We start from the raw sequence: 18,718 nt of genomic DNA on the forward strand, positions 1-18,718 counted from the left end.
ACTTCATTGACGGGATGAACGGATGCCTTCGTTAAAGGATCTGAGAAACCGGATCGCCTCGGTCAAGGCGACGCAGAAGATCACCAAGGCGATGCAGATGGTCGCCGCGGCGAAGCTGCGTCGTGCGCAGGACGCTGCGTTGGCGGCTCGCCCCTACTCGCAGCGCATGGCTGCGGTGCTGGCGAACATCGCCTCCAACGTCGACGGCGCCGATGCGCCGGTGCTGATGAGCGGAACCGGCAAGGACGATGTGCATCTGCTCGTCGTGTGCACTTCCGAACGCGGCCTTTGTGGCGGCTTCAATGCTCAGATCGTGCGTCTGGCGCGCGATCATGCCCGCCGGCTGATCGCCGACGGAAAGACCGTCAAGATCCTGACGGTCGGCAAGAAGGGTGCTGACATTCTGCGCCGTGATCTCGGTCGCCATATCATCGACCACGTCGATCTTCGCGAAGTGAAGCAGGTCGGCTTTGCCAATGCCGATGCAATCGGCCACAAGATCATCGCGCTCTACAACGAGGGCGGCTTCGATGTGGCAACGCTGTTCTACTCGGAATTCAAGTCGGTGATCGCCCAGATCCCGACCGCCCAGCAGCTCATACCGGCAAACTCCATCAGCGAAGTTGAACCGGAAAGCGCAGGCGACGCAGTCTACGAATATGAGCCGGATCCGGCATCCATTCTGGGTGACCTCATTCCGCGCAATATTTCCGTCCAGGTTTTCCGCGCTCTCCTTGAAAACGCGGCGTCGGAGCAGGGTGCGCGCATGTCCGCCATGGATAATGCAACCCGCAATGCCGGCGACATGATCAACAAGCTGACGATGTCGTACAACCGCCAGCGTCAGGCCCAGATCACCAAGGAACTGATCGAAATCATTTCGGGCGCGGAAGCGCTCTAATCGCGAAGGTAAGGATCGATGGCAAAAGCAGCGACCCCGAAGACACCCGCAGCCAAGCCGGCTGCGTCAGCAGCTAAGCCCGCAAAGGCAGCTGCACCAAAGGCGGCGGCCGCAAAGGCGGAAGCCGCTGCGAAGCCCGCAGCAAAGACAGCTGCTCCCAAGGCTGCCGCACCTAAGGCGACGCTGAAGGCCAGCGGCGCAGCTGGCCGCGTCAGCCAGGTCATTGGCGCCGTCGTCGACGTTGCGTTTGAAGATGGCAATCTGCCATTGATCCTCAACGCGCTCGAAACCGACAACCTTGGCAACCGCCTGGTTCTCGAAGTGGCGCAGCACCTCGGCGAAAACACCGTTCGCACGATAGCCATGGACTCGACCGAAGGTCTCGTCCGCGGCCAGCCGGTCTATGACACCGGTTCGCCGATCATGGTTCCCGTCGGCGACGAGACGCTCGGCCGTATCATGAACGTCATCGGCGAGCCCGTCGATGAAGCAGGTCCGATCAACACCAAGGTGACCCGCGCCATCCACCAGTCGGCGCCGGAATATGTCGAGCAGTCGACGGAAGCCCAGATCCTTGTGACAGGCATCAAGGTTGTCGATCTCCTCGCTCCCTATGCTCGCGGTGGCAAGATCGGCCTCTTCGGCGGTGCAGGCGTCGGCAAGACCGTTCTCATCATGGAACTAATCAACAACGTCGCCAAGGCGCACGGTGGTTATTCAGTTTTCGCCGGCGTTGGCGAGCGCACGCGTGAAGGCAACGACCTTTACCATGAAATGATCGAATCCGGCGTGAACAAGGAAGGCGGCGGTGCCGGCTCCAAGGCTGCGCTGGTCTATGGCCAGATGAACGAGCCGCCAGGTGCGCGCGCCCGCGTGGCCCTTTCGGGCCTGACGGTTGCCGAGCATTTCCGCGACCAGGGCCAGGACGTTCTGTTCTTCGTGGACAACATCTTCCGCTTCACCCAGGCGGGTTCTGAAGTGTCGGCCCTGCTCGGACGTATCCCGTCCGCCGTGGGTTACCAGCCGACGCTTGCGACCGACATGGGCGCGATGCAGGAACGCATCACCACGACCCACAAGGGCTCGATCACGTCGGTTCAGGCGATTTACGTCCCCGCCGACGATTTGACCGATCCGGCGCCGGCAACATCCTTCGCCCACCTTGATGCGACGACGGTTCTTAACCGCGCCATCTCGGAAAAGGGTATCTACCCGGCCGTAGATCCGCTCGACTCGACGTCGCGCATGCTCGATCCGATCATCGTCGGCGAAGAGCATTACCAGACTGCTCGTCAGGTTCAGTCGATCCTGCAGCGCTACAAGTCGCTCCAGGACATCATCGCCATCCTTGGCATGGACGAACTTTCCGAAGACGACAAGTTGGTTGTTGCCCGCGCCCGCAAGATCGAGCGCTTCCTGTCGCAGCCGTTCTTCGTTGCTGAAGTCTTCACCGGTTCGCCGGGCAAGCTGGTCGATCTCGCCGACACGATCAAGGGCTTCAAGGGCCTTTGCAACGGCGACTACGATCACCTGCCGGAAGCTGCCTTCTATATGGTTGGCTCGATCGATGAAGCCATCGAGAAGGCACAGCGCCTGGCAGCGGAAGCTGCCTGATCCAGAGACTGATGGCGGGCTCCGGCCCGCCCTTGTCCATCTCGGTCAAGACCACGGGAATTGAGTGAATATCATGGCAGAAGCCTTCCAGTTCGAACTCGTATCGCCAGAGCGCCTGCTCCTTTCGGAACAGGTCATTGAAGTCGTGGTTCCGGGCACGGAAGGCTACATGACGGTCATGGCGCACCATGCGCCGCTGATGGCAACCGTGAAGCCCGGCGTTGTCACCGTAAAGATGGCGGACGGCAAGCCGGACAGCTATGTTGTCTTCGGCGGTTTCGTTGACGTGACGCCCGATGGATGTACCCTCCTCGCGGAGTCGGCGGTGCACGTCACCGATATAAAGGCCGATGAATTGCAGCGCCGGATCAAGGACGCGAAGGAAGATTTCGAGGATGCGACGACGCGCGAAGAACGCGCCCGCCTGGAGGATCTTCTTGGCCAGCTGACGACGCTCGAGGAAGCCATCAAGGCAGCCTGAGGCTTGGTCCGCTTCAATTCGGAAGTTTAAAAGCGGGCCAAGTGCCCGCTTTTTTCATTAAAGTTACTAGCCGGCCAGATGCCGGAATGCTGCAACGACCTCTTCATAGACCTTGCGCTTGAAAGGCACGATGAGATCGGGCAATTGCGTCATGGGTTTCCAGGCCCATTCATCGAATTCGGCGCTATGGCCACCCGGAGGCGGGTTGATGGCGATTTCGCTTTCGTCACCTTCAAAGCGGTAGGCGAACCACTTCTGCGTCTGCCCGCGGTACATGCCCTTGAGCGCGATGCCGACGAGATGTGGCGGCAGCTCGTAATTGATCCAGTGTGGCGCCTCCGCCAGCAATGAAACGCTCTTCATGCCGGTTTCTTCGTAGAGTTCGCGCAGGGCAGCGGGTTCCGGCTCCTCGCCCTTGTCGATGCCGCCTTGCGGCATCTGCCAGAGTTGCGTTGCACCATCCATTTCATCGCCCGGTATCATGATGCGATGGCCAGCCCAGACGAGGCCCTCCTTGTTGAGAACCATGATGCCGACACAGGGCCGGTAAGGCAGGGATTGTGGATCAACCGGCTTCTTGCTCATGGCGAGACCTCCAAATGCTTGCTGCCGCCCTGCTAGCCGTTTTGGGGATCGCGGACAAGGGCCGAGATGGGAACGATCTCAATGCCACGCGCCTTCGCTTCATTGACCCATGACGTTACCGCCTCGACCGTGACATCGAAGGCAGAACCGGTGGCGATGGCGCTGCCCTTGGCACGGGCGATGCGCTCGAGTTCATCGAGCTTTTTCAAGATGCTGCCACGATCCTGCGACGCATCGATAAGGACATCGGATGCCGCGAAGGGCGCGCCCTGCTGTCCTGCGATCGCGTCAGCCGTGCTGCGCGCCGATGTGCCATCGTCGAGGTAAAGCAGGCCGCGCCTCGCCACATCCTGGATGACAGGCGTCATGGCGTTGGCGTCGGCGGTGAAGCGAGCGCCCATATAGTTCATAACGCCGGTATAATTGGTAATACGCCCCATCGTCTTGTGCAGGTTTTCAAGCGTCGCCGGCGCCGGTGCATCCACGGTCAGTGTGTTGCGGCCGGGGTTGACGCGTGGATAGTCGAAGGGTTCGAGCGGGATCTGCATCAGGATTTCATGGCCGTCCTGGCGGGCCGCCTGCATCCACCGGCCGAGGCTGTTGCCCTCTGGCGAGAAGGCCAAAGTCACCTCACCGGGCAATGCGCGAATGGCATTCTGCGAACCGGTCTGCGAAAGCCCAAGCCCGCCGATCACGATTGCGACACGCGCGCCGCGTGCACCTGACCAGGGCCGGGCATAAACGTCGAGCGGACGCCTGCCGTCAGGTGCGATGGTCGGGAGAGGGCCTTGCGGCGACTGCTCGATCAAGTCCTGTTCGGGAATGTGTGCCGTGCGCGGGTCCTGCGTGCGCTTGTTCGGATCGCCGACCACGATCACCTTCGGCCCTCCTTCGGGGGAGATGACCTTGCCGGGAAGATTGTTCGCAGTCTGCGGTGGTGCCGGAGCAGCACTTGGCGGGGCGGGCGGCGGAGGTGCCTCAGCGACCTGCGGCTTCTCGGGTTCCGGCGCGGGATTGCGGAAGCCCTGATGGCTGGTGAACGAAATCAGGGAAGACAGTCCGACGATACAGGTGGCCACCAAAAGAGGCGGTAGCCAGCGTCCTGGTGTCATATTGCCGGATTGTCTTGGCCGTTTGCTGTTTTTTCCCAGCGGCCGGTTGAGGTCGACGTTCACGCGTGAGGGCCGGAGAGATGGAGGAAAGAGAGGAAATTTTCGTGTTGAGAATATGGGGCCAGACTGCTTGCTGATCGCCTGGCCCCATATGTTGTCATATTAGTTTGGCACGCCCTTCTTGGGGTCAGCCGGGAAGGCCGCATTGGCCTGTTCGCCGCGCAGGAGCTTCAGCGCCTGGATCAGCTGCAGGTCGTCCTTCGGATCCGGCGGCACATAGGCGATGGAGCCCGAACCTTCGGCATCTTCCTGCACGCCCTTGATATGGCCCTTGAGGTCGGATTCACCGCGGGTGATATCCTGGCCCTTGAGCTCGTCGGGCAGCGGCTGCTCGACGGCGATATCGGGAACGATGCCCTTGCCCTGGATCGACTTGCCGGCCGGCGTGTAATACAGCGCCGTCGTCAAGCGGAGCGCGCCATTTTCGCCGAGCGGGATAATGGTCTGGACCGAGCCCTTGCCGAATGAGCGGGTGCCGAGCACGGTGCCGCGACGATGATCCTGCAACGCACCGGCGACGATCTCGGACGCGCTTGCCGAACCGCCGTTGATAAGAACGATCAGCGGCTTGCCGTTGGTGAGATCGCCCGGGCGGGCATCAAACCGGGTTATATCCTGCGGATCGCGGCCACGGGTCGAGACCACCTCGCCCTTGTCGAGGAAGGCATCGGAGACCGCAACTGCCTGATCGAGCAGGCCGCCTGGGTTGAGACGCAGGTCGAGGACGAAGCCCTTCAGCTTGTCGTTCGGAACCTTGCTCTGGATGTCCTTGATCGCCTTCTGCAAATCATCGAAGGTCTGCTCGGTGAATGAGATGACGCGGACATAGCCGACATCGTTCTCAACACGGTACTTGACCGCCTTCACCTTGACCACGTCGCGGACGATAGTGAGCTTGATCGGCTTGTCAGCGCCCTGGCGGATGAGGGTGAGTTCGATAGGCGTATTCACTTCGCCGCGCATCTTGTCGACCGCGTCGGTCAGCGTCAGGCCGCGAACATCGGTGCCATCGATCTGCGAGATATAATCGCCGGCAAGAACGCCAGCCTTGGCGGCCGGGGTGTCCTCGATGGGGGCGATAACCTTGACGAGCTCGTTCTCCATGGTGACCTCGATGCCGAGGCCGCCGAATTCGCCCTTGGTCTGAACGCGCATATCCTGCGCCTGCTCGGCATTCATGTAGGATGAATGCGGATCAAGCGAGGTCAGCATGCCGTTGATGGCGCTTTCGACGAGCTTCTTGTCATCCGGCGGAGTGACATATTGGGCGCGCACACGCTCGAAGATATCACCAAAAATTGAAAGCTGTTTGTAGGTGTCGGTGCCCGCAGCTTCTGCAGCGGTTGTGGGCAGAGCACCCTGCACAACGACCATCGCTGTTGCGCCCATCAGTGCGCCAGCCATGAGAAGCGTTAGCCTACGTATCATTTGCGGTCCTTCCAGCAAGCCGATCCGCCCACCAGGGGGCGGGATTAATAGGTTTTGTATCCTTTCGGAACTCAATGTAAAGCATTGGAGCTCCATTTCCCATCGGAACGGGTGCCGTACTGGCAACTAGTTGCTCGTTCATCACACCGACCGGTTCTCCCGCCAGAACAAACTGATTTTGGGAGACATTGATTTTTTTCATGCCCGCCAAGACGACATGATATCCATTCCCGGCATCAAGTATCAAGAGCTGACCATAGGAACGAAATGCGCCGGCATAAAGGACGACAGCGTCCATCGGCGCCGTTATGGTCGCCCCCGGGAGGGTCTCGAGCGTGTCACCTTGCAGGACGCCGCCAAGGCCATCGTCATCGCCAAAATGCTTAACAAGTTTCCCCGCTGCTGGCAGGGCCAGATGGCTTTTTAAAGACGCAAAGTTGACCTGGGCCGAAAGGCGGTTCTGGTTGGCGGCAAAATCGTCGGCGCGCTGTTGGCTTGCCTGGAGCTTCTGCTGCTCCTGAGCGCTGGCGGCGCTGGCGGCTTTCTGGACCTCCTGCATGTCCTTTTCAAGCGAGGCAATAAGATCGCGCAGCGATGTCGCGCGCTTCGCCAGCTCCTCCGACCTTGCCTGTTCGGCCATGCGTGTTTCTTCGGACGTCGTCTGCAACTTCTGCTTTTCCGAAAGGAGAAGGTCGAGCCGTTTCTTTTCCTCGGCCTGGCTTGAAAGAGCAGCTGTCAGGCGCGTCTGCTCTTCCGCAATCGAGTTTTTCACCCGGTCGAGTTCTTTCAGGTCGGCGATAAGGACTTCGGTCTGCTGGCGCATTTCCGGCACGACAGCGCCAAGGAGGACGGCGCTGCGAACCGAGGCGAGGGCATCATCGGGACGAACGAGCAGGGCGGGCGGGGGGCTGAGGCCCATGCGCTGGAGTGCTGCAAGCACTTCCGCCAGCGCGCCACGCCGCTGTCTCAATGAGGTGCGCACGCTGTCTTCCTGACCGTGCAGATCGGCCAGCTTGTTGGTGAAGCCCGCTATGTCCTGTGTCAGCTTTTTCTCGGTTTGCGCTGACTGGATCAACGCCGCGGTGATCGTGGTCTGGTCCTTCTTCAGCCCGGCAATTTCATTGTCGAGCGCCGAGACGCGTTCCGAGGATAGCGAGATCTGGCTGGTGAGATCCTCAAGCTCCTTGAGCGACTGAACCCGCCGCGCGTCGAGCGACTCGGCGGCCGGCGGCGTTGGAGCTGGCGGGGTCTCCTGGCTATGGGCAGGAGCGGCGCACCAAAGGGCGAAGGCAAAAAGGGCCGAACACGTCAGGCCAAGCCTGCGTGGGTGGAATACTGCCTTTAATGCCTCAAAAATCATTCTCGGACCGGAACATGCGTATGGTTTGTTCCCGACTCTAGGGAGACTTCGATTAATGAAGTATTAACCATAAACCAGCCGCGTCGAAAGCTGCGCATTTTGTAGCAAAAAAGGCATGGCGGAATTGCGGCGATGCATCGGCGTCGGCGGGACCGGCATAGACGAAGTCACGTAACCGCTTCTCATCGCAAGGGAAACACTCTATGTGAATGCCACCGACGCGGTTCGCTGAACGTGCTCGCCGGTCCACAATGGCTCGCGTGATGACTGATCTGACAATTATTATTCCTGTGCACAATGAAGCCGGAAACATCGGCGCGCTGATCAAGGAGATCGACGCGGCGCTGGTGAGCGGACCCGACTATGAGATCATTGTCATCGATGATGGATCCTCTGACGGTTCGGCTGAAGAGACGCTGGCGGCGGGAAACCGCGTCTATGTGCTGCGCCACGAAAGGCGCACCGGGAAGTCGCGGGCGCTCGTCACGGGATTTCGCGCAGCGTCCGGTCGGTGGGTCGCCACCCTCGACGGTGACGGCCAGAACGACCCGAAGGATCTGGCCCGGCTGTGGCCGCGCATTTCCAACGCGGAGCCGGCTCTTTTTGCGGGCATTCGCAAACGGCGCAACGATGGCATCGTGAAACTCCTCACCTCGAAATTTGCCAATTTCGTGCGCCGGCGTTTGCTCAAGGACGACTGCAAGGACACCGCCTGCGGTTTCAAGGTTTTGCCGCGGCACCTTGCGCAGAGTCTGCCATATTTCGACAATATGCATCGTTTTCTGCCGGCCCTGACACGCCGCGCGGGGCTGCCGGTCATCGAGGTTGATGTTGAGGATCGGCCCCGGCACTCGGGTGTTTCCAAGTACGGGTTCTTCGACCGGGCTGCGGTCGCTTTCCTCGATACGGTCGGCGTGTTCTGGCTTATCCGCCGCTATTCGGAACCTGGGTCAGTGGCGCGACTGAATAACGCTGGAAATTGAAGGTTCGGAGCTGACCGCTGAAGTTCCTGACCGGCGCGGTCACCCGCACGGCAGGCCCGAGGAGCAGGGCATCGGCTGGAAGGTCGGCGGGACGCGGTGCGGGTTCATCTCCATGCCAGACCAGGACGACGTCTTTCTCCGACCCTTGTTCCGGCGGCCAATGCAACTGCACCGCAACATTGGCGGCATCATCTTGCCTGTTCGAGATGATGCGCGCTGGCGTTGGATCCTGCGCGCGGATGGAGAGGGCTACCGCATCAAACGGAAAGGTGAAGCGGGGCGTTTCGAACAAGGCGATATATGCGACGGCGACTGGCGCAAGTATGTAGACGAAACCGGCGATCGCCAGAAGGTTGCGGGCTCCGAGCACTTGGGGCAGGTAGAGCGCGAGAAGGATGGCGGTTGGCGCGAGGATCGGCGCCATATATCGCTCGGCCACGGAATGATAATCGCCGGCGAGCACAAGCGTGGCGAAGGCGGCGAGCCCAATCATCACCGTGCGCAGGAGCAGGACGCGCACCTCCGCATCGCCATCGGGTGCGGGACGCGGATGATCACGGGTTCTGCCGATGATGAAGATGACAAGGGCCGGCCCTGCCCACAGCGCCGTGGACATTCCAAGGCTCAGCAACCCGTCGATCCCGAGGTGCGGCACATCGAATACCAACAGGTAATCGATCGAACTCGCGAGCTTTTCCATCCGCCCGGCGGTTGCCGACAGAGGAGCGCGCAGCGAGGCGATGACGACGGGGGTAAAACTTACGACAAAAACGGCCACTGACAGCCAAATTTGACGCCGGAACAGCTGGCGGCGAATACCGGGGGTCAGAGCGGCCGCGATCAGAAAACTGACAAGGAAGATAAAGAAATTATACTTCGCAAGGGCGCCTGCTGCGGCCCAGAAGCCGAACCATGCAAAACCGACCGCCCCGCGCCCCGCCCTTATCATGGCAAAAGCATGGACGATGCCGATGGCAGCAACGATGACGAGAATCGTATGAGCCGTGGTCTGGATCGACATCCAGACGATCTGAGGCAGGAAGGCCGAGGCGGTGATTGCCAGAATACCGGCGCGATCTCCCGCGAGTCGGCGAGCGGTGTCGAAGCAGAGCCAATGGTAGAGGCCGAGAAGGGATAGCCTGACAAGCGCAACCGAAAAGACCCAGTTCCACTGCGTGACTTCCAAAGCCAGACGAACGAGCCAGTTGTAGAGGGGCGGATGAGAATTGCCGTAATTCCAGGCGAGATAGACTTCGCCAACGAATTGAGCCTCGTCGATTTCCATGAAGCGGGAGAGGGAAAGGCGTAGGAGAATGAGGGCGGTAATGTAGACGACGATCGCGGCGGGAACGCGCTTGGCGACCTTGGACCATTTGATCGGTGCGCCATCGAGCCAGGCAAGATCGAATTTTCGCCGGAACAATCGCGCTTCACGTGTCATGCAGCCGTGAGTACTACAGGAATTGCGGTTCCCGCAAGTTTTCGGACGAGATTTTCGGAGCTGTCACGCAAAAGAAAACCGCCGGCTTGTGGCCGGCGGCTTTGGCGCTACTCAGGCGAAACTTAGGCGCGCCTGATGATGCTTGCGATAAGCGAGATCAAAAGCAGTGCCAGGAACACGTAGAAAATTATCTGGGCTATACCGGCGGAAGCACCGGCAATACCACCAAATCCCAACGCACCGGCGACAAGCGCAATGATCAGAAATATTACAGCATAGTAAAGCATTTAGCGTTCTCCCTATCTCGTCGGGGGTGTAACGAGTAGAACGAGATTTGGTTCCCTGCCTCGTAGCGTTGTTGTTATGCTTTGGCTTTGCTGCTTTCCTTGAAGAAGAGAGCTTGCGTAATCAGCGCCTTGACCATGTCGGGGTTGAACGGCTTGGTAACAAGGAACGTTGGCTCGGGACGCTCTCCGGTCAACAAACGTTCGGGGAATGCGGTGATGAAGATGACTGGAACCGCATCCTGGCTGAGGATGTTGTTGACGGCATCGATGCCCGAACTTCCATCGGCTAGCTGAATATCGGCGAGAATCATGCTCGGCTTGGTTGAAGCGTAGAGCGAAACGGCTTCGTCTTTGGTTCGGGCAATGCCGACCACGCGGTGACCGAGGCTGTCAACCATATGTTCGATGTCCATGGCGATCAGCGGTTCGTCTTCAATGATGAGAATGTCGGTAGCAATTTGCTTGGAGATGCCGACCGACGCCTCATCGAGAAGTTCGTAGAGGTCGCCCTCATCGACATCGAGAATTTCCATAGTCTCGGCCTTGCTGAAGCCCTCGAGACTGATCAGCAGGAAAGCCTGGCGCGCCTTTGGCGCTATCGACGTGAGGTTGGCGGCCGCATGTTTTTCCCATCCATATTCCGACTGCAGTTCCAGTGGGCGGACATTGACCGAATTAAAATGTTTGACCAGCAGCTTATAAAGGCTGACACGGTCCGACCCGGCATTCGGGAACAGGGAAACGTCGGCAATGAGAATTTCAAGGGTCGCTGCGACGTAGGCATCGCCCGATGATTGCGAGCCGGTAATGGCGCGCGCAAATCGGCGAAGGTAAGGCAAGTGTGGGGCTATCCGGGTGGATAATGACATAGTGAGTTCCCTGTTCTCCGGTGAATATGATGAGCCGGCCTGATATAAGCGACGAACAGAAACACATTCGCAAAAAAAAAGTTCCCGACAACGGAACTTTTCCTCTCGTAGCGAATTATCACTGCTAATGTGCTTAACTATTGGATGAATCCGAATTCGCTCTGCGCCAACAGCAAAGATCCTACGAATGAACGCAAGAAAATCCTCAATTGACGCGCCTGAAAAAGCGCGGGTCCGTCGCCGCGATATCAGGAATGCCGAGACTGAGATTGGATTGAAGCTACGTGCGCTTTATGCATCCGTACAGGAGGAAGAGATTCCGGCTCGTTTTCTGGACTTGCTCGAGAAGCTTGACGAGGCTGAACGCAACCACGCGCAAACCCCTGAATAGCAGGCTGGTGAATGGTCCACGAATCTACTGATTTTAAGAGAGACTTGATTGCGTCGCTGCCAAAGCTGCGCGCATTCGCCGTATCGCTGATCGGCAACCCCGACAGGGCCGATGACCTTGTGCAGGATACGATCATGAAAGCATGGGCCAAGCAGGACTCCTTTGAGCCCGGCACGAATATCAAGGCCTGGCTGTTTACCATCCTGCGCAACGAATTCTACAGCCAGATGCGCAAGCGTGGCCGTGAGGTGCAGGATTCCGATGGCACGTTCACCGAACAGCTCTCGGTCCATCCGGCGCAGTACGGATCGCTGGACCTCCAGGATTTTCGCAAGGCGCTCGACAAACTCCCCGACGATCAGCGTGAAGCTATCATTCTCGTCGGCGCTTCCGGGTTCTCCTACGAGGAGGCAGCCGATATTTGCGGTTGCGCGGTCGGGACGATCAAGAGCCGCGTGAGCCGCGCGCGGACGCGATTGCAGGAACTTCTCGAAGTTCAGGGCGAGGTCGATTATGGCCCGGATTCAATCGCGACGCAGGTCACATCAAACAAATTCGCCTGAGGCGCCGTTTCGGCGGGAAGCGGAATTGCGCTTGGAGGTAGCCAGCGCCTTGGCCACTGCTTGGAGGATCTGCGCTTTTCCATAGGGCTTGGCGACAACGGGAATATCCGGAAAACCTGGAACACCGTTGGCCTGGCTGTCATAGGCGGTGGTGAAAACGATCGGAAGGCCGCGTCGCTGCATTTCTGCAGCCGAATCAAGCGATGAGACACCCCGCGCCTGAACCTCAAGAATAGCCAGATCATAGTCGGTATTGTTGGCGATTTGAGCCTGCAATTCACCAACAGTTGCAATAAGTTGTACCGACTGCGCGCCAGATTCCTCTGCTATGCGTTCAAGATCCAACCCTATCAGATATTCATCTTCCAGGACCAGAATCCGCATGCCGGTCATTTCCATTTTCATTTGCTCCTTATCGGGGAGCCGTTATGAGCGGAGTGAGGACAAGTGTCATTTAACTAAGACATGCCGATTGCAAAGATCGCACGAGCAATTTACCGGCATCGTGGTAGCGTAAATCCGAACGGGGATACGGGCATGAACACAGCCGCATCGACAGCACGGCAATACCCGTGCGACAAATGCCCTTTGCAGGGTTTTGCGCACCTGCAGCCGCATCAAAAGGACGAGATAGATTTTTTATCAACCTTCAAGACGGGCGAACTTGTAGCCGATACCGGCACCACCGTGCTGGTTGAGGGGGCCAACAGCGCGCATCTTTTCACGGTCCTGTCCGGATGGGGCTTTCGCTACAAGATGCTCGAGGACGGTCGCCGGCAGATCCTCAACTATGTTCTTCCCGGTGACCTTATTGGCTTGCAGGGATCGCTCATGCGGGAGATGTCTCATTCGATCGAGGCACTGTCGCCCATGATTCTGTGCGTTTTCCAGCGCGACAAGCTTCCGACTCTATTCGGCAACTTCCCGAGCCTTGCCTACGACATCACATGGATAGCATCGCGCGAGGAGCAGATGCTGGATGAGATATTGCTGAGCGTAGGAAGGCGTACAGCGATCGAACGTGCGGCCTATCTCTTCGCCTTCCTATTTCAACGTGCCAAGACCGTCGGATTGGTAAAAGGCGATACGTTGGTGATGCCACTCCGGCAACAGCATGTCGCCGACACGCTGGGGCTCTCCATCGTTCATACCAACAAAACCTTGAAGAAACTGGCAGGTCGCGGTGCCTTGCGTTGGCTGGACCGCGGCTGTGAAGTGCTCGACGAGACAGCACTGCTCCAGATATCGAAATGGTCGGGGCTGTCGTCGATCCCGAGGCCCTTCATCTAACGGTTAGTAAGATGCAGGTTACGCTGCAATCGCTAAAGCGTCGCGGCGCCGGCTTCCGGCTGCTCGGCATTTAGTTGATCGAGAGCAAGTTCTATGTCGCGCAAGTTACGCGTTACACCGTCATTAGGATCCATGCCGCCCTCAGTGGCCGCTCTTTGCAATCCCCTTGCTTCGCTCAAAAGTTCCTTGAGCCGTGCGATTTTCTGTTCCCTGCTCAATCCCGCATCGGTGAGAATATCGTTCGCTTCCAGCATGGGTCTCTCCATTTTATGCCCAACAAAATCATTGAACACTCAACCAAAACGGGGAGGCCGATTATTTGTTCCCGTCTGGAACCATGCTTAAAGGGTGGCGTTGATGGACCATGATGTAGTAACGATTGATGTGGGGAGCGGGGTGTGGAGTGCCTCATAGAGATATGAAATCACCGCCAATTTCAGAAAACCTTTTTCAGGCAATGTCCGAGCCTGGCCGGCTTGATGTCCTTTCGAGTCTGACGCCGTTGGCAATTGAGAACGACACGGATTTTGATAACATCGCTGCACTTGCGCTCACCACGTCAGGCGCGAAGGCTGCTCAAATCTCGCTTGTCGATGAGCGGCAGAGTAAGGTTCTAGCGCATAGGGGAACGCTTGGACGGGCCAACATGTGGACGTTCGAAGCTGCGGCTTTGACGATTCCTGAAGCCAGTTGTCTCGTCATTCTCAATGCAGCAGAAGATGTCCGTTTTTCCGAGCTCCATTGCGTTACCCATGCGCCGCACCTCAGATTCATTGCGGTGGCGCCCATCTGCGTCTCGGATGAATGTATTGGCGCGGTCAGCGTCATGTCGGACGAAACACGAACGGACTTTACCGCCGCGCAGCAGGAGCAATTGGCAAGCCTCGCCAAGGTGGCGGGGTCACTGATCGAGCTCAAGCGTGACTCGCGGCAGGGAGATGAGCGCGTCGCAACGCTGCATCGGGATGACGATCGCAATGCCATGGCGCTCGAAGTCGGTAATGTTGGAAGCTGGGTCTGGGATCTGCGAAACGGCCGGTTCACAGGCAATCGCATGGCCTATGAAATGCTCGGACTCGATTCGGATCACACAGTCAGCGGCGAAGATGTGTTTCGGGCTATGCATCCCGACGATTTCCCTGCCATGAAGTCGGCCTTCACGCGGGCACTGGCGCAGAACCAGGACTATGTCGGCGAGTTTCGCGTCGCTTCGTCGGGCCAGTGGCTGCTTGGCCGCGGCCGCATTTTCGAGCGTGACTCGTCCGGCAAGCCTGTCGTCGCTGTGGGCGTCAATATCGATATCACCAAAACCAAGACGGCGTCGGAGAAGACCCGCTTTCTCCTGCGCGAACTTAATCACCGGGTGAAGAACACGCTCGCCATGCTGCAATCACTGGCAAGGCAGACCCTAAGCCGCACGTCCGATCCGGCAGAATTCATGGAAGCGTTCTCAGGCCGTCTACGCGCAATTTCCGAGGCCCACACATTGTTGTCGGATCGCGAGTGGAGCGGGATTAGTCTCGTCGATCTGATCACGAAACAGGTTGAGCCTTACGCGATCTTCGATATTGGCCAGATTGAACTTGTGGGCGAAGATATCATGCTGCCTCCTGATCATGCCCTGGGGCTCGGGATCGCCTTGCATGAGCTTGCCACCAACGCCGTAAAACATGGCGCACTATCGGTCGCAAGCGGTCATGTGCGTATCGTCTGGCAACTGGAAATCGGGCAGCACGAGTCGCGCATCGTCATCCGCTGGACGGAATCCAATGGCCCGCGCGTAACGGCCCCCAACACCCGAGGGTTGGGTTTGAAATTGATCGAACGCAGTCTGGATAAGGTGCTGTCGAGCAGTGTGCGGCTCAGCTATCCGGAGACCGGCATAGAGGCAGTAGTCTCCATGCCGATCGGGGATCAGTCAGATCCCGCCGCCAGCTGATGGGTCGTTGCGGGGGCGACGCTTTTTCTTCTTGCCTGCGAGAGACAGGCCACCAAAGGCCACAAGCGGGACGGTGAGCATCAGCAATGCTCTCGAACGAAGCAGCGCTGGAGCCACGGCCAGGGCCGCGATCGTCAACACGGTCGACGTATCGACCTTCGCCCGTTCTTCCTGGCGGCGTCGTGCCGAGGAAGAGGCGATTTTCATTGCAATATACGCGATGATCGCGAGGCCAAAGGCTGAACCCGCGATGATCAGGGCCGCATATAACGGGCCGTAATGTTCTGCCAAGCTGATCTGCGCCGCCACCAACAGGAAGACGGCGCCAATCGTCACCAGAACCGCGATGATTGCGGCGAAGATGGCGCTCTGTTTGGCTCGGCTGACGACCAAGCCGACCTCGCCAGCCGCCAGGCTGGTTAAAAGTGGGGCCAGCAGCTTCAGCATGTCAGCGGCGAGCGATAAGCGCGAGAAGGAAACCCACGCCGGCTGCGACTGCGAGTGTGGTCAAGGGTTTTTCCCGCACAGTCTCTACGATCTGGTCTTCCAGCTCGCGCGCCTGCAGCCGCAGGTCTTCGAAGGTCTCCTCGCCGCGCAATTTCGCGGATTCGAACGAACTCGCCGCGCTTCTCCGTGCATCCTGGGCTCTATTCTTGCCGATCTTGCCGAGTGTCGCCGTGATGTTCGCAATGTCTTCCCGAAGCGCAGATACCTGTGCCTGCAGATCGGGATTGGATTCGGTCGCATCATCAACCGCCTTGCGAACCTTCGAGGAAACAGAGGCCATGAGAAAACTCCTTTTAGAAAATGGCTGCATATGCTGCGGGAAACGCCGCATGGCGACATTTGTTCCACGCTTGGGAGCGCATCGCAAGCTGGCAAGCCGAAGATGGATAACAAGACGCCGGCCAGACGGCCGGCGCTAAATGGAGAATTGTTTAAGAAAGATAGCCGAGCAACCAAAGTATGAGGATGATCGGAAGTGGCAATCCTATAAGCCAAAGTAATGCACCACGCATCATTTGTGAAATCTCCTTGCTAAACGTTAGATCCTGCCCATCAAGAGCAATATGAGAACGACGACCAGGACAATGCCAAGCAGACCCGAAGGCCCGTAACCCCAGCTTCTCGCGTGCGGCCAACTCGGAAAGACGCCGATCAATGCGAGAATGAGAATAATGATTAACAGTGTCCCTAGTGACATTCCGCGTCTCCCTGTGAGTGGCAAATCGTTCAGTGCAAAAACACGCGAAATGAAATTTGGTTCCTGTTGAGGTTGCAGGGAGTGGAACGAGGTGTTGAATATGCAACCAATTTGAGCCGGCTTCGTTTCTAGTCCGGGTTGTAACGGGAGCGTGCTATTCATGAACCTCAGATTGGGGGATTCTCATGCCGTCTGAGGATAGCGGGGCAAAGGTCTCGCGCGCGGTCGAGCGGATCAGTTTACGTCCGGTTCCAGCGCCCGAAGCAGCCGATCCCCAACAGCAGTTTCCGCCGATTGTCGTCGCAATCGCCATTGTCTCTGCGCTTTATTTCGCCCGCGATGTCTTCGTGCCGCTGGCAATGGCGCTGCTCCTGACCTTCGCCCTGTCGCCGATGGTAACGAAGCTGCATCGTTCCGGCATTCCCAAGGCCTTTGCGGTCATCAGCGTCGTCGCCATGGCGTTCCTCGCCATATTCATCTTTGTCAGCATCGTCGTCAGTCAGCTGACGGTGCTCGCGCAGAACCTGCCAAGCTACCAGTACAATATTGAAGCCAAGATCCGCACGGTGAAGGAAGCGCAGTCCGGCAACAGTATTTTCGACCGCGGGGCCAGGATGCTGAAGCGGTTCAACGATGAAATCGGCCGCTCGGACGAGGTCGAGCGTTTCGCCGTAGAGCCGGAGAAGAAGCCCGAGCCGCAACACGAGCGGCCGCAAAATGTCGAGAACAACCAGCCGGCCGGTGGATCCCCGCTGCAGGGCAATGATCCGAACAAGCCGGTTCCCGTGGAGATCAAGTATCCGCCACCCGACCCGCTGAGCCTGCTCCAGACTTTCGCAGGCCCGCTCATCCAGCCTCTTGCCACGGTTGGCATCATCATCGTCGTCGTCATCTTCATGTTGATGCGCCGCGAGGATCTGCGCGATCGCTTCATCAAGCTCGTCGGGGCCAGCGATATCCACCGAACGACGACTGCGCTGCACGACGCCGGAAAGCGTGTTGGCCAATACCTTTTGATGCAGCTGATCATCAATATCAGTTTCGGCGTTCCGATTGGCATCGGGCTCTGGGTTATCGGCATACCCAATCCGATGCTTTGGGGCATGCTCGCCATCGTCTTGCGCTTCGTTCCCTATATCGGTCCGATCATGGCCGCCGCCTTTCCCCTCATTCTGTCGCTGGCGGTCGATCCCGGCTGGATGCTGTTGTTCTGGACCGGCGCGCTGTTCATCGTCCTTGAACTTGTCAGCAGCAATGTCATGGAGCCCTTGCTCTATGGATCGCGAACGGGTCTATCGCCTGTTGCCATCCTCATGGCGGCGATCGTCTGGACCTGGATCTGGGGGCCAATCGGGCTGATCCTTTCAACGCCGCTCACGGTCTGCCTCGTCGTCCTCGGCAGGCATGTTCCAAAGTTCGAATTTCTCGACGTCCTTCTCGGCAACGAGCCCGTCCTTTCACCGCCGCAACAGCTTTACCAAAGGCTCCTTTCCGGCGATCCGGACGAAGCAACGGAAAGGGCAGAGGAGTTTTTGCAGTCTTCGACGATCGAGGAATACTATGCTTCGGTCGCGATCCCGGCGCTGTTCCTCGCCGAGAACGATCGGGCGAGAGGGGTCCTTGATTCGACCCGCCGCAGCCGCGTAGCTCAGGGGACTGTCTTGCTTGTGGAAAATCTCTCGGAACATCACGACGACGAGGAGGAAGAGGAAGAAAACGGCAAGCCGGAAGAGACTGAAAAGAATGCTGATCGGCCGGGCGCAAAGCCAAAGGCAGCTAAAGCCAAGGCCAAGGAGCCGCCGCCCGAAGAAGAGGCGCGCGTCGCCATTTCCGCAGGCGGTCGCGGCGAATTCGACGATGCGGCAGCCGTCATCCTTGGCGATATCCTGGAACGGCGTGGCTTCGAGGTGCGCGATATTTCCCACGACGAACTCGAATCAGGCAGCATCGGTAAGCTCGACCTTACGGGCGTCAGTGTCATTCATATCAGCTATCTCAATGTCTCGTCGGTGGCCCATGCGCGGTATCTGGTCCGCCGCATCCGGCGCAGGAACGGGCGCGTCAAGATCGTCATCAGCTTCTGGTCGGAAGATCCTGAGAATGTCGATGGTGAGAAGATCGTCGGGTCGACGCGCAACTGCCATTTTGCGTCGTCCGTGGAGGATGCGCTGGAGTTGATCAGTGCGTGAAAAGTCACGTCTTGTCAGGAG

21 protein-coding genes are annotated in these 18,718 nt (G+C 58.5%); 9 read left to right on the forward strand and 12 right to left on the reverse strand.

Annotation, left to right across the window (positions count from 1 at the left end):
• Positions 1 to 22: 22 nt before the first annotated feature.
• The 3 genes from GF108_RS04695 to GF108_RS04705 all read left to right on the forward strand — a co-directional run bounded on the left by GF108_RS04695 (position 23) and on the right by GF108_RS04705 (position 2,996).
• The gene (locus GF108_RS04695) at positions 23 to 901 is read left to right on the forward strand and encodes a F0F1 ATP synthase subunit gamma (protein ID WP_027231082.1); all 879 of its coding nucleotides are present in this window, start codon (positions 23 to 25) and stop codon (positions 899 to 901) included.
• 18 nt (positions 902 to 919) lie between these two features.
• Positions 920 to 2,515 carry a F0F1 ATP synthase subunit beta gene (atpD, locus tag GF108_RS04700; protein ID WP_027231083.1) on the forward strand — a complete coding sequence of 532 codons (1,596 nt, stop codon included), beginning with the start codon at positions 920 to 922 and terminating at the stop codon, positions 2,513 to 2,515.
• Positions 2,516 to 2,588: 73 nt separating this feature from the next.
• Positions 2,589 to 2,996, forward strand: coding sequence for a F0F1 ATP synthase subunit epsilon (locus GF108_RS04705; RefSeq protein WP_027231084.1), 408 nt, complete (start codon positions 2,589 to 2,591; stop codon positions 2,994 to 2,996).
• A 66-nt stretch (positions 2,997 to 3,062) separates the two neighbouring features.
• Here GF108_RS04705 and GF108_RS04710 read toward each other — a convergent pair whose 3' ends face one another.
• From GF108_RS04710 to GF108_RS04725, 4 genes are all read right to left on the reverse strand, one after another.
• Positions 3,063 to 3,581 (reverse strand): RNA pyrophosphohydrolase, encoded by a 519-nt coding sequence (locus GF108_RS04710; RefSeq protein ID WP_153667041.1) that lies wholly within the window; start codon positions 3,579 to 3,581, stop codon positions 3,063 to 3,065.
• A 32-nt stretch (positions 3,582 to 3,613) separates the two neighbouring features.
• Positions 3,614 to 4,693: a divergent polysaccharide deacetylase family protein gene (locus GF108_RS04715; protein ID WP_153667042.1), complete on the reverse strand. Its 1,080-nt coding sequence runs from the start codon at positions 4,691 to 4,693 to the stop codon at positions 3,614 to 3,616.
• Positions 4,694 to 4,855: 162 nt separating this feature from the next.
• A complete protein-coding gene (locus GF108_RS04720; protein ID WP_027231087.1) occupies positions 4,856 to 6,181 on the reverse strand; it encodes a S41 family peptidase in 1,326 nt (441 codons plus the stop codon).
• A complete protein-coding gene (locus tag GF108_RS04725) occupies positions 6,171 to 7,541 on the reverse strand; it encodes a murein hydrolase activator EnvC (protein WP_153667043.1) in 1,371 nt (456 codons plus the stop codon). The genes GF108_RS04720 and GF108_RS04725 overlap by 11 nt, the downstream gene beginning before the upstream one ends.
• A 263-nt stretch (positions 7,542 to 7,804) precedes the next feature.
• Between GF108_RS04725 and GF108_RS04730 the strand changes: the two genes are divergently transcribed.
• Positions 7,805 to 8,524 carry a glycosyltransferase family 2 protein gene (locus GF108_RS04730; RefSeq protein ID WP_153667044.1) on the forward strand — a complete coding sequence of 240 codons (720 nt, stop codon included), beginning with the start codon at positions 7,805 to 7,807 and terminating at the stop codon, positions 8,522 to 8,524.
• On the opposite strand, the gene GF108_RS04735 is transcribed toward GF108_RS04730, so the two are convergent.
• The 3 genes from GF108_RS04735 to GF108_RS04745 all read right to left on the reverse strand — a co-directional run bounded on the left by GF108_RS04735 (position 8,466) and on the right by GF108_RS04745 (position 11,121).
• Complete coding sequence (locus GF108_RS04735; RefSeq protein WP_172982567.1) at positions 8,466 to 9,947, reverse strand: glycosyltransferase family 39 protein; 1,482 nt, start codon at positions 9,945 to 9,947, stop codon at positions 8,466 to 8,468. The two genes, GF108_RS04730 and GF108_RS04735, sit on opposite strands and share 59 nt — an antisense overlap.
• 140 nt (positions 9,948 to 10,087) lie before the next feature.
• Positions 10,088 to 10,252 (reverse strand): DUF1328 domain-containing protein, encoded by a 165-nt coding sequence (locus GF108_RS04740; RefSeq protein WP_027231091.1) that lies wholly within the window; start codon positions 10,250 to 10,252, stop codon positions 10,088 to 10,090.
• Between the two features lie 74 nt (positions 10,253 to 10,326).
• Complete coding sequence (locus tag GF108_RS04745) at positions 10,327 to 11,121, reverse strand: response regulator (protein WP_153667046.1); 795 nt, start codon at positions 11,119 to 11,121, stop codon at positions 10,327 to 10,329.
• Between the two features lie 187 nt (positions 11,122 to 11,308).
• Here GF108_RS04745 and GF108_RS04750 point away from each other — a divergent pair, with 187 nt between their 5' ends.
• Positions 11,309 to 11,512, forward strand: a complete 204-nt coding sequence (locus tag GF108_RS04750; protein WP_036813618.1) for a NepR family anti-sigma factor — start codon at positions 11,309 to 11,311, stop codon at positions 11,510 to 11,512.
• Between the two features lie 11 nt (positions 11,513 to 11,523).
• Positions 11,524 to 12,075, forward strand: coding sequence for an RNA polymerase sigma factor (locus GF108_RS04755; RefSeq protein WP_027231094.1), 552 nt, complete (start codon positions 11,524 to 11,526; stop codon positions 12,073 to 12,075).
• On the opposite strand, the gene GF108_RS04760 is transcribed toward GF108_RS04755, so the two are convergent.
• Positions 12,058 to 12,474, reverse strand: a complete 417-nt coding sequence (locus tag GF108_RS04760) for a hypothetical protein (protein ID WP_172982568.1) — start codon at positions 12,472 to 12,474, stop codon at positions 12,058 to 12,060. The two genes, GF108_RS04755 and GF108_RS04760, sit on opposite strands and share 18 nt — an antisense overlap.
• 138 nt (positions 12,475 to 12,612) lie before the next feature.
• Here GF108_RS04760 and GF108_RS04765 point away from each other — a divergent pair, with 138 nt between their 5' ends.
• Positions 12,613 to 13,365, forward strand: a complete 753-nt coding sequence (locus GF108_RS04765; RefSeq protein WP_153667048.1) for a Crp/Fnr family transcriptional regulator — start codon at positions 12,613 to 12,615, stop codon at positions 13,363 to 13,365.
• A 32-nt stretch (positions 13,366 to 13,397) separates the two neighbouring features.
• On the opposite strand, the gene GF108_RS04770 is transcribed toward GF108_RS04765, so the two are convergent.
• Positions 13,398 to 13,619 carry a hypothetical protein gene (locus GF108_RS04770; protein ID WP_153667049.1) on the reverse strand — a complete coding sequence of 74 codons (222 nt, stop codon included), beginning with the start codon at positions 13,617 to 13,619 and terminating at the stop codon, positions 13,398 to 13,400.
• A gap of 164 nt (positions 13,620 to 13,783) precedes the next feature.
• On the opposite strand from GF108_RS04770, the gene GF108_RS04775 reads away from it, so the two are divergent.
• Positions 13,784 to 15,304, forward strand: a complete 1,521-nt coding sequence (locus GF108_RS04775; protein ID WP_172982569.1) for an HWE histidine kinase domain-containing protein — start codon at positions 13,784 to 13,786, stop codon at positions 15,302 to 15,304.
• Here GF108_RS04775 and GF108_RS04780 read toward each other — a convergent pair.
• From GF108_RS04780 to GF108_RS04790, 3 genes are all read right to left on the reverse strand, one after another.
• Positions 15,284 to 15,751 carry a hypothetical protein gene (locus tag GF108_RS04780; RefSeq protein ID WP_027231099.1) on the reverse strand — a complete coding sequence of 156 codons (468 nt, stop codon included), beginning with the start codon at positions 15,749 to 15,751 and terminating at the stop codon, positions 15,284 to 15,286. The genes GF108_RS04775 and GF108_RS04780 overlap by 21 nt on opposite strands.
• Position 15,752: 1 nt before the next feature.
• Complete coding sequence (locus GF108_RS04785; RefSeq protein WP_153667051.1) at positions 15,753 to 16,091, reverse strand: YqjD family protein; 339 nt, start codon at positions 16,089 to 16,091, stop codon at positions 15,753 to 15,755.
• Between the two features lie 258 nt (positions 16,092 to 16,349).
• Positions 16,350 to 16,508 carry a DUF3309 family protein gene (locus GF108_RS04790; RefSeq protein ID WP_036813626.1) on the reverse strand — a complete coding sequence of 53 codons (159 nt, stop codon included), beginning with the start codon at positions 16,506 to 16,508 and terminating at the stop codon, positions 16,350 to 16,352.
• Positions 16,509 to 16,693: 185 nt separating this feature from the next.
• On the opposite strand from GF108_RS04790, the gene GF108_RS04795 reads away from it, so the two are divergent.
• Entirely contained in the window at positions 16,694 to 18,697 is a 2,004-nt protein-coding gene (locus GF108_RS04795) for an AI-2E family transporter (RefSeq protein ID WP_153667052.1), read from the forward strand.
• Positions 18,698 to 18,718: the final 21 nt, after the last annotated feature.

The sequence above is a fragment of the Phyllobacterium sp. SYP-B3895 genome (assembly GCF_009647635.1).
GTDB classification, from domain to species: Bacteria; Pseudomonadota; Alphaproteobacteria; order Rhizobiales; family Rhizobiaceae; genus Phyllobacterium; species Phyllobacterium pellucidum.

What these genes read in the sequence shown, in the direction of transcription:
- GF108_RS04695 (WP_027231082.1), top strand. Translation starts at nt 23, where the DNA reads ATGCCTTCGTTAAAGGATCTGAGAAACCGGATCGCCTCGGTCAAGGCG.
- atpD (WP_027231083.1), top strand. Translation starts at nt 920, where the DNA reads ATGGCAAAAGCAGCGACCCCGAAGACACCCGCAGCCAAGCCGGCTGCG.
- GF108_RS04705 (WP_027231084.1), top strand. Translation starts at nt 2,589, where the DNA reads ATGGCAGAAGCCTTCCAGTTCGAACTCGTATCGCCAGAGCGCCTGCTC.
- GF108_RS04710 (WP_153667041.1), bottom strand. Translation starts at nt 3,581, where the DNA reads ATGAGCAAGAAGCCGGTTGATCCACAATCCCTGCCTTACCGGCCCTGT.
- GF108_RS04715 (WP_153667042.1), bottom strand. Translation starts at nt 4,693, where the DNA reads ATGACACCAGGACGCTGGCTACCGCCTCTTTTGGTGGCCACCTGTATC.
- GF108_RS04720 (WP_027231087.1), bottom strand. Translation starts at nt 6,181, where the DNA reads ATGATACGTAGGCTAACGCTTCTCATGGCTGGCGCACTGATGGGCGCA.
- GF108_RS04725 (WP_153667043.1), bottom strand. Translation starts at nt 7,541, where the DNA reads ATGATTTTTGAGGCATTAAAGGCAGTATTCCACCCACGCAGGCTTGGC.
- GF108_RS04730 (WP_153667044.1), top strand. Translation starts at nt 7,805, where the DNA reads ATGACTGATCTGACAATTATTATTCCTGTGCACAATGAAGCCGGAAAC.
- GF108_RS04740 (WP_027231091.1), bottom strand. Translation starts at nt 10,252, where the DNA reads ATGCTTTACTATGCTGTAATATTTCTGATCATTGCGCTTGTCGCCGGT.
- GF108_RS04745 (WP_153667046.1), bottom strand. Translation starts at nt 11,121, where the DNA reads ATGTCATTATCCACCCGGATAGCCCCACACTTGCCTTACCTTCGCCGA.
- GF108_RS04750 (WP_036813618.1), top strand. Translation starts at nt 11,309, where the DNA reads ATGAACGCAAGAAAATCCTCAATTGACGCGCCTGAAAAAGCGCGGGTC.
- GF108_RS04755 (WP_027231094.1), top strand. Translation starts at nt 11,524, where the DNA reads ATGGTCCACGAATCTACTGATTTTAAGAGAGACTTGATTGCGTCGCTG.
- GF108_RS04760 (WP_172982568.1), bottom strand. Translation starts at nt 12,474, where the DNA reads ATGGAAATGACCGGCATGCGGATTCTGGTCCTGGAAGATGAATATCTG.
- GF108_RS04765 (WP_153667048.1), top strand. Translation starts at nt 12,613, where the DNA reads ATGAACACAGCCGCATCGACAGCACGGCAATACCCGTGCGACAAATGC.
- GF108_RS04770 (WP_153667049.1), bottom strand. Translation starts at nt 13,619, where the DNA reads ATGCTGGAAGCGAACGATATTCTCACCGATGCGGGATTGAGCAGGGAA.
- GF108_RS04775 (WP_172982569.1), top strand. Translation starts at nt 13,784, where the DNA reads ATGAAATCACCGCCAATTTCAGAAAACCTTTTTCAGGCAATGTCCGAG.
- GF108_RS04780 (WP_027231099.1), bottom strand. Translation starts at nt 15,751, where the DNA reads ATGCTGAAGCTGCTGGCCCCACTTTTAACCAGCCTGGCGGCTGGCGAG.
- GF108_RS04785 (WP_153667051.1), bottom strand. Translation starts at nt 16,091, where the DNA reads ATGGCCTCTGTTTCCTCGAAGGTTCGCAAGGCGGTTGATGATGCGACC.
- GF108_RS04790 (WP_036813626.1), bottom strand. Translation starts at nt 16,508, where the DNA reads ATGTCACTAGGGACACTGTTAATCATTATTCTCATTCTCGCATTGATC.
- GF108_RS04795 (WP_153667052.1), top strand. Translation starts at nt 16,694, where the DNA reads ATGCCGTCTGAGGATAGCGGGGCAAAGGTCTCGCGCGCGGTCGAGCGG.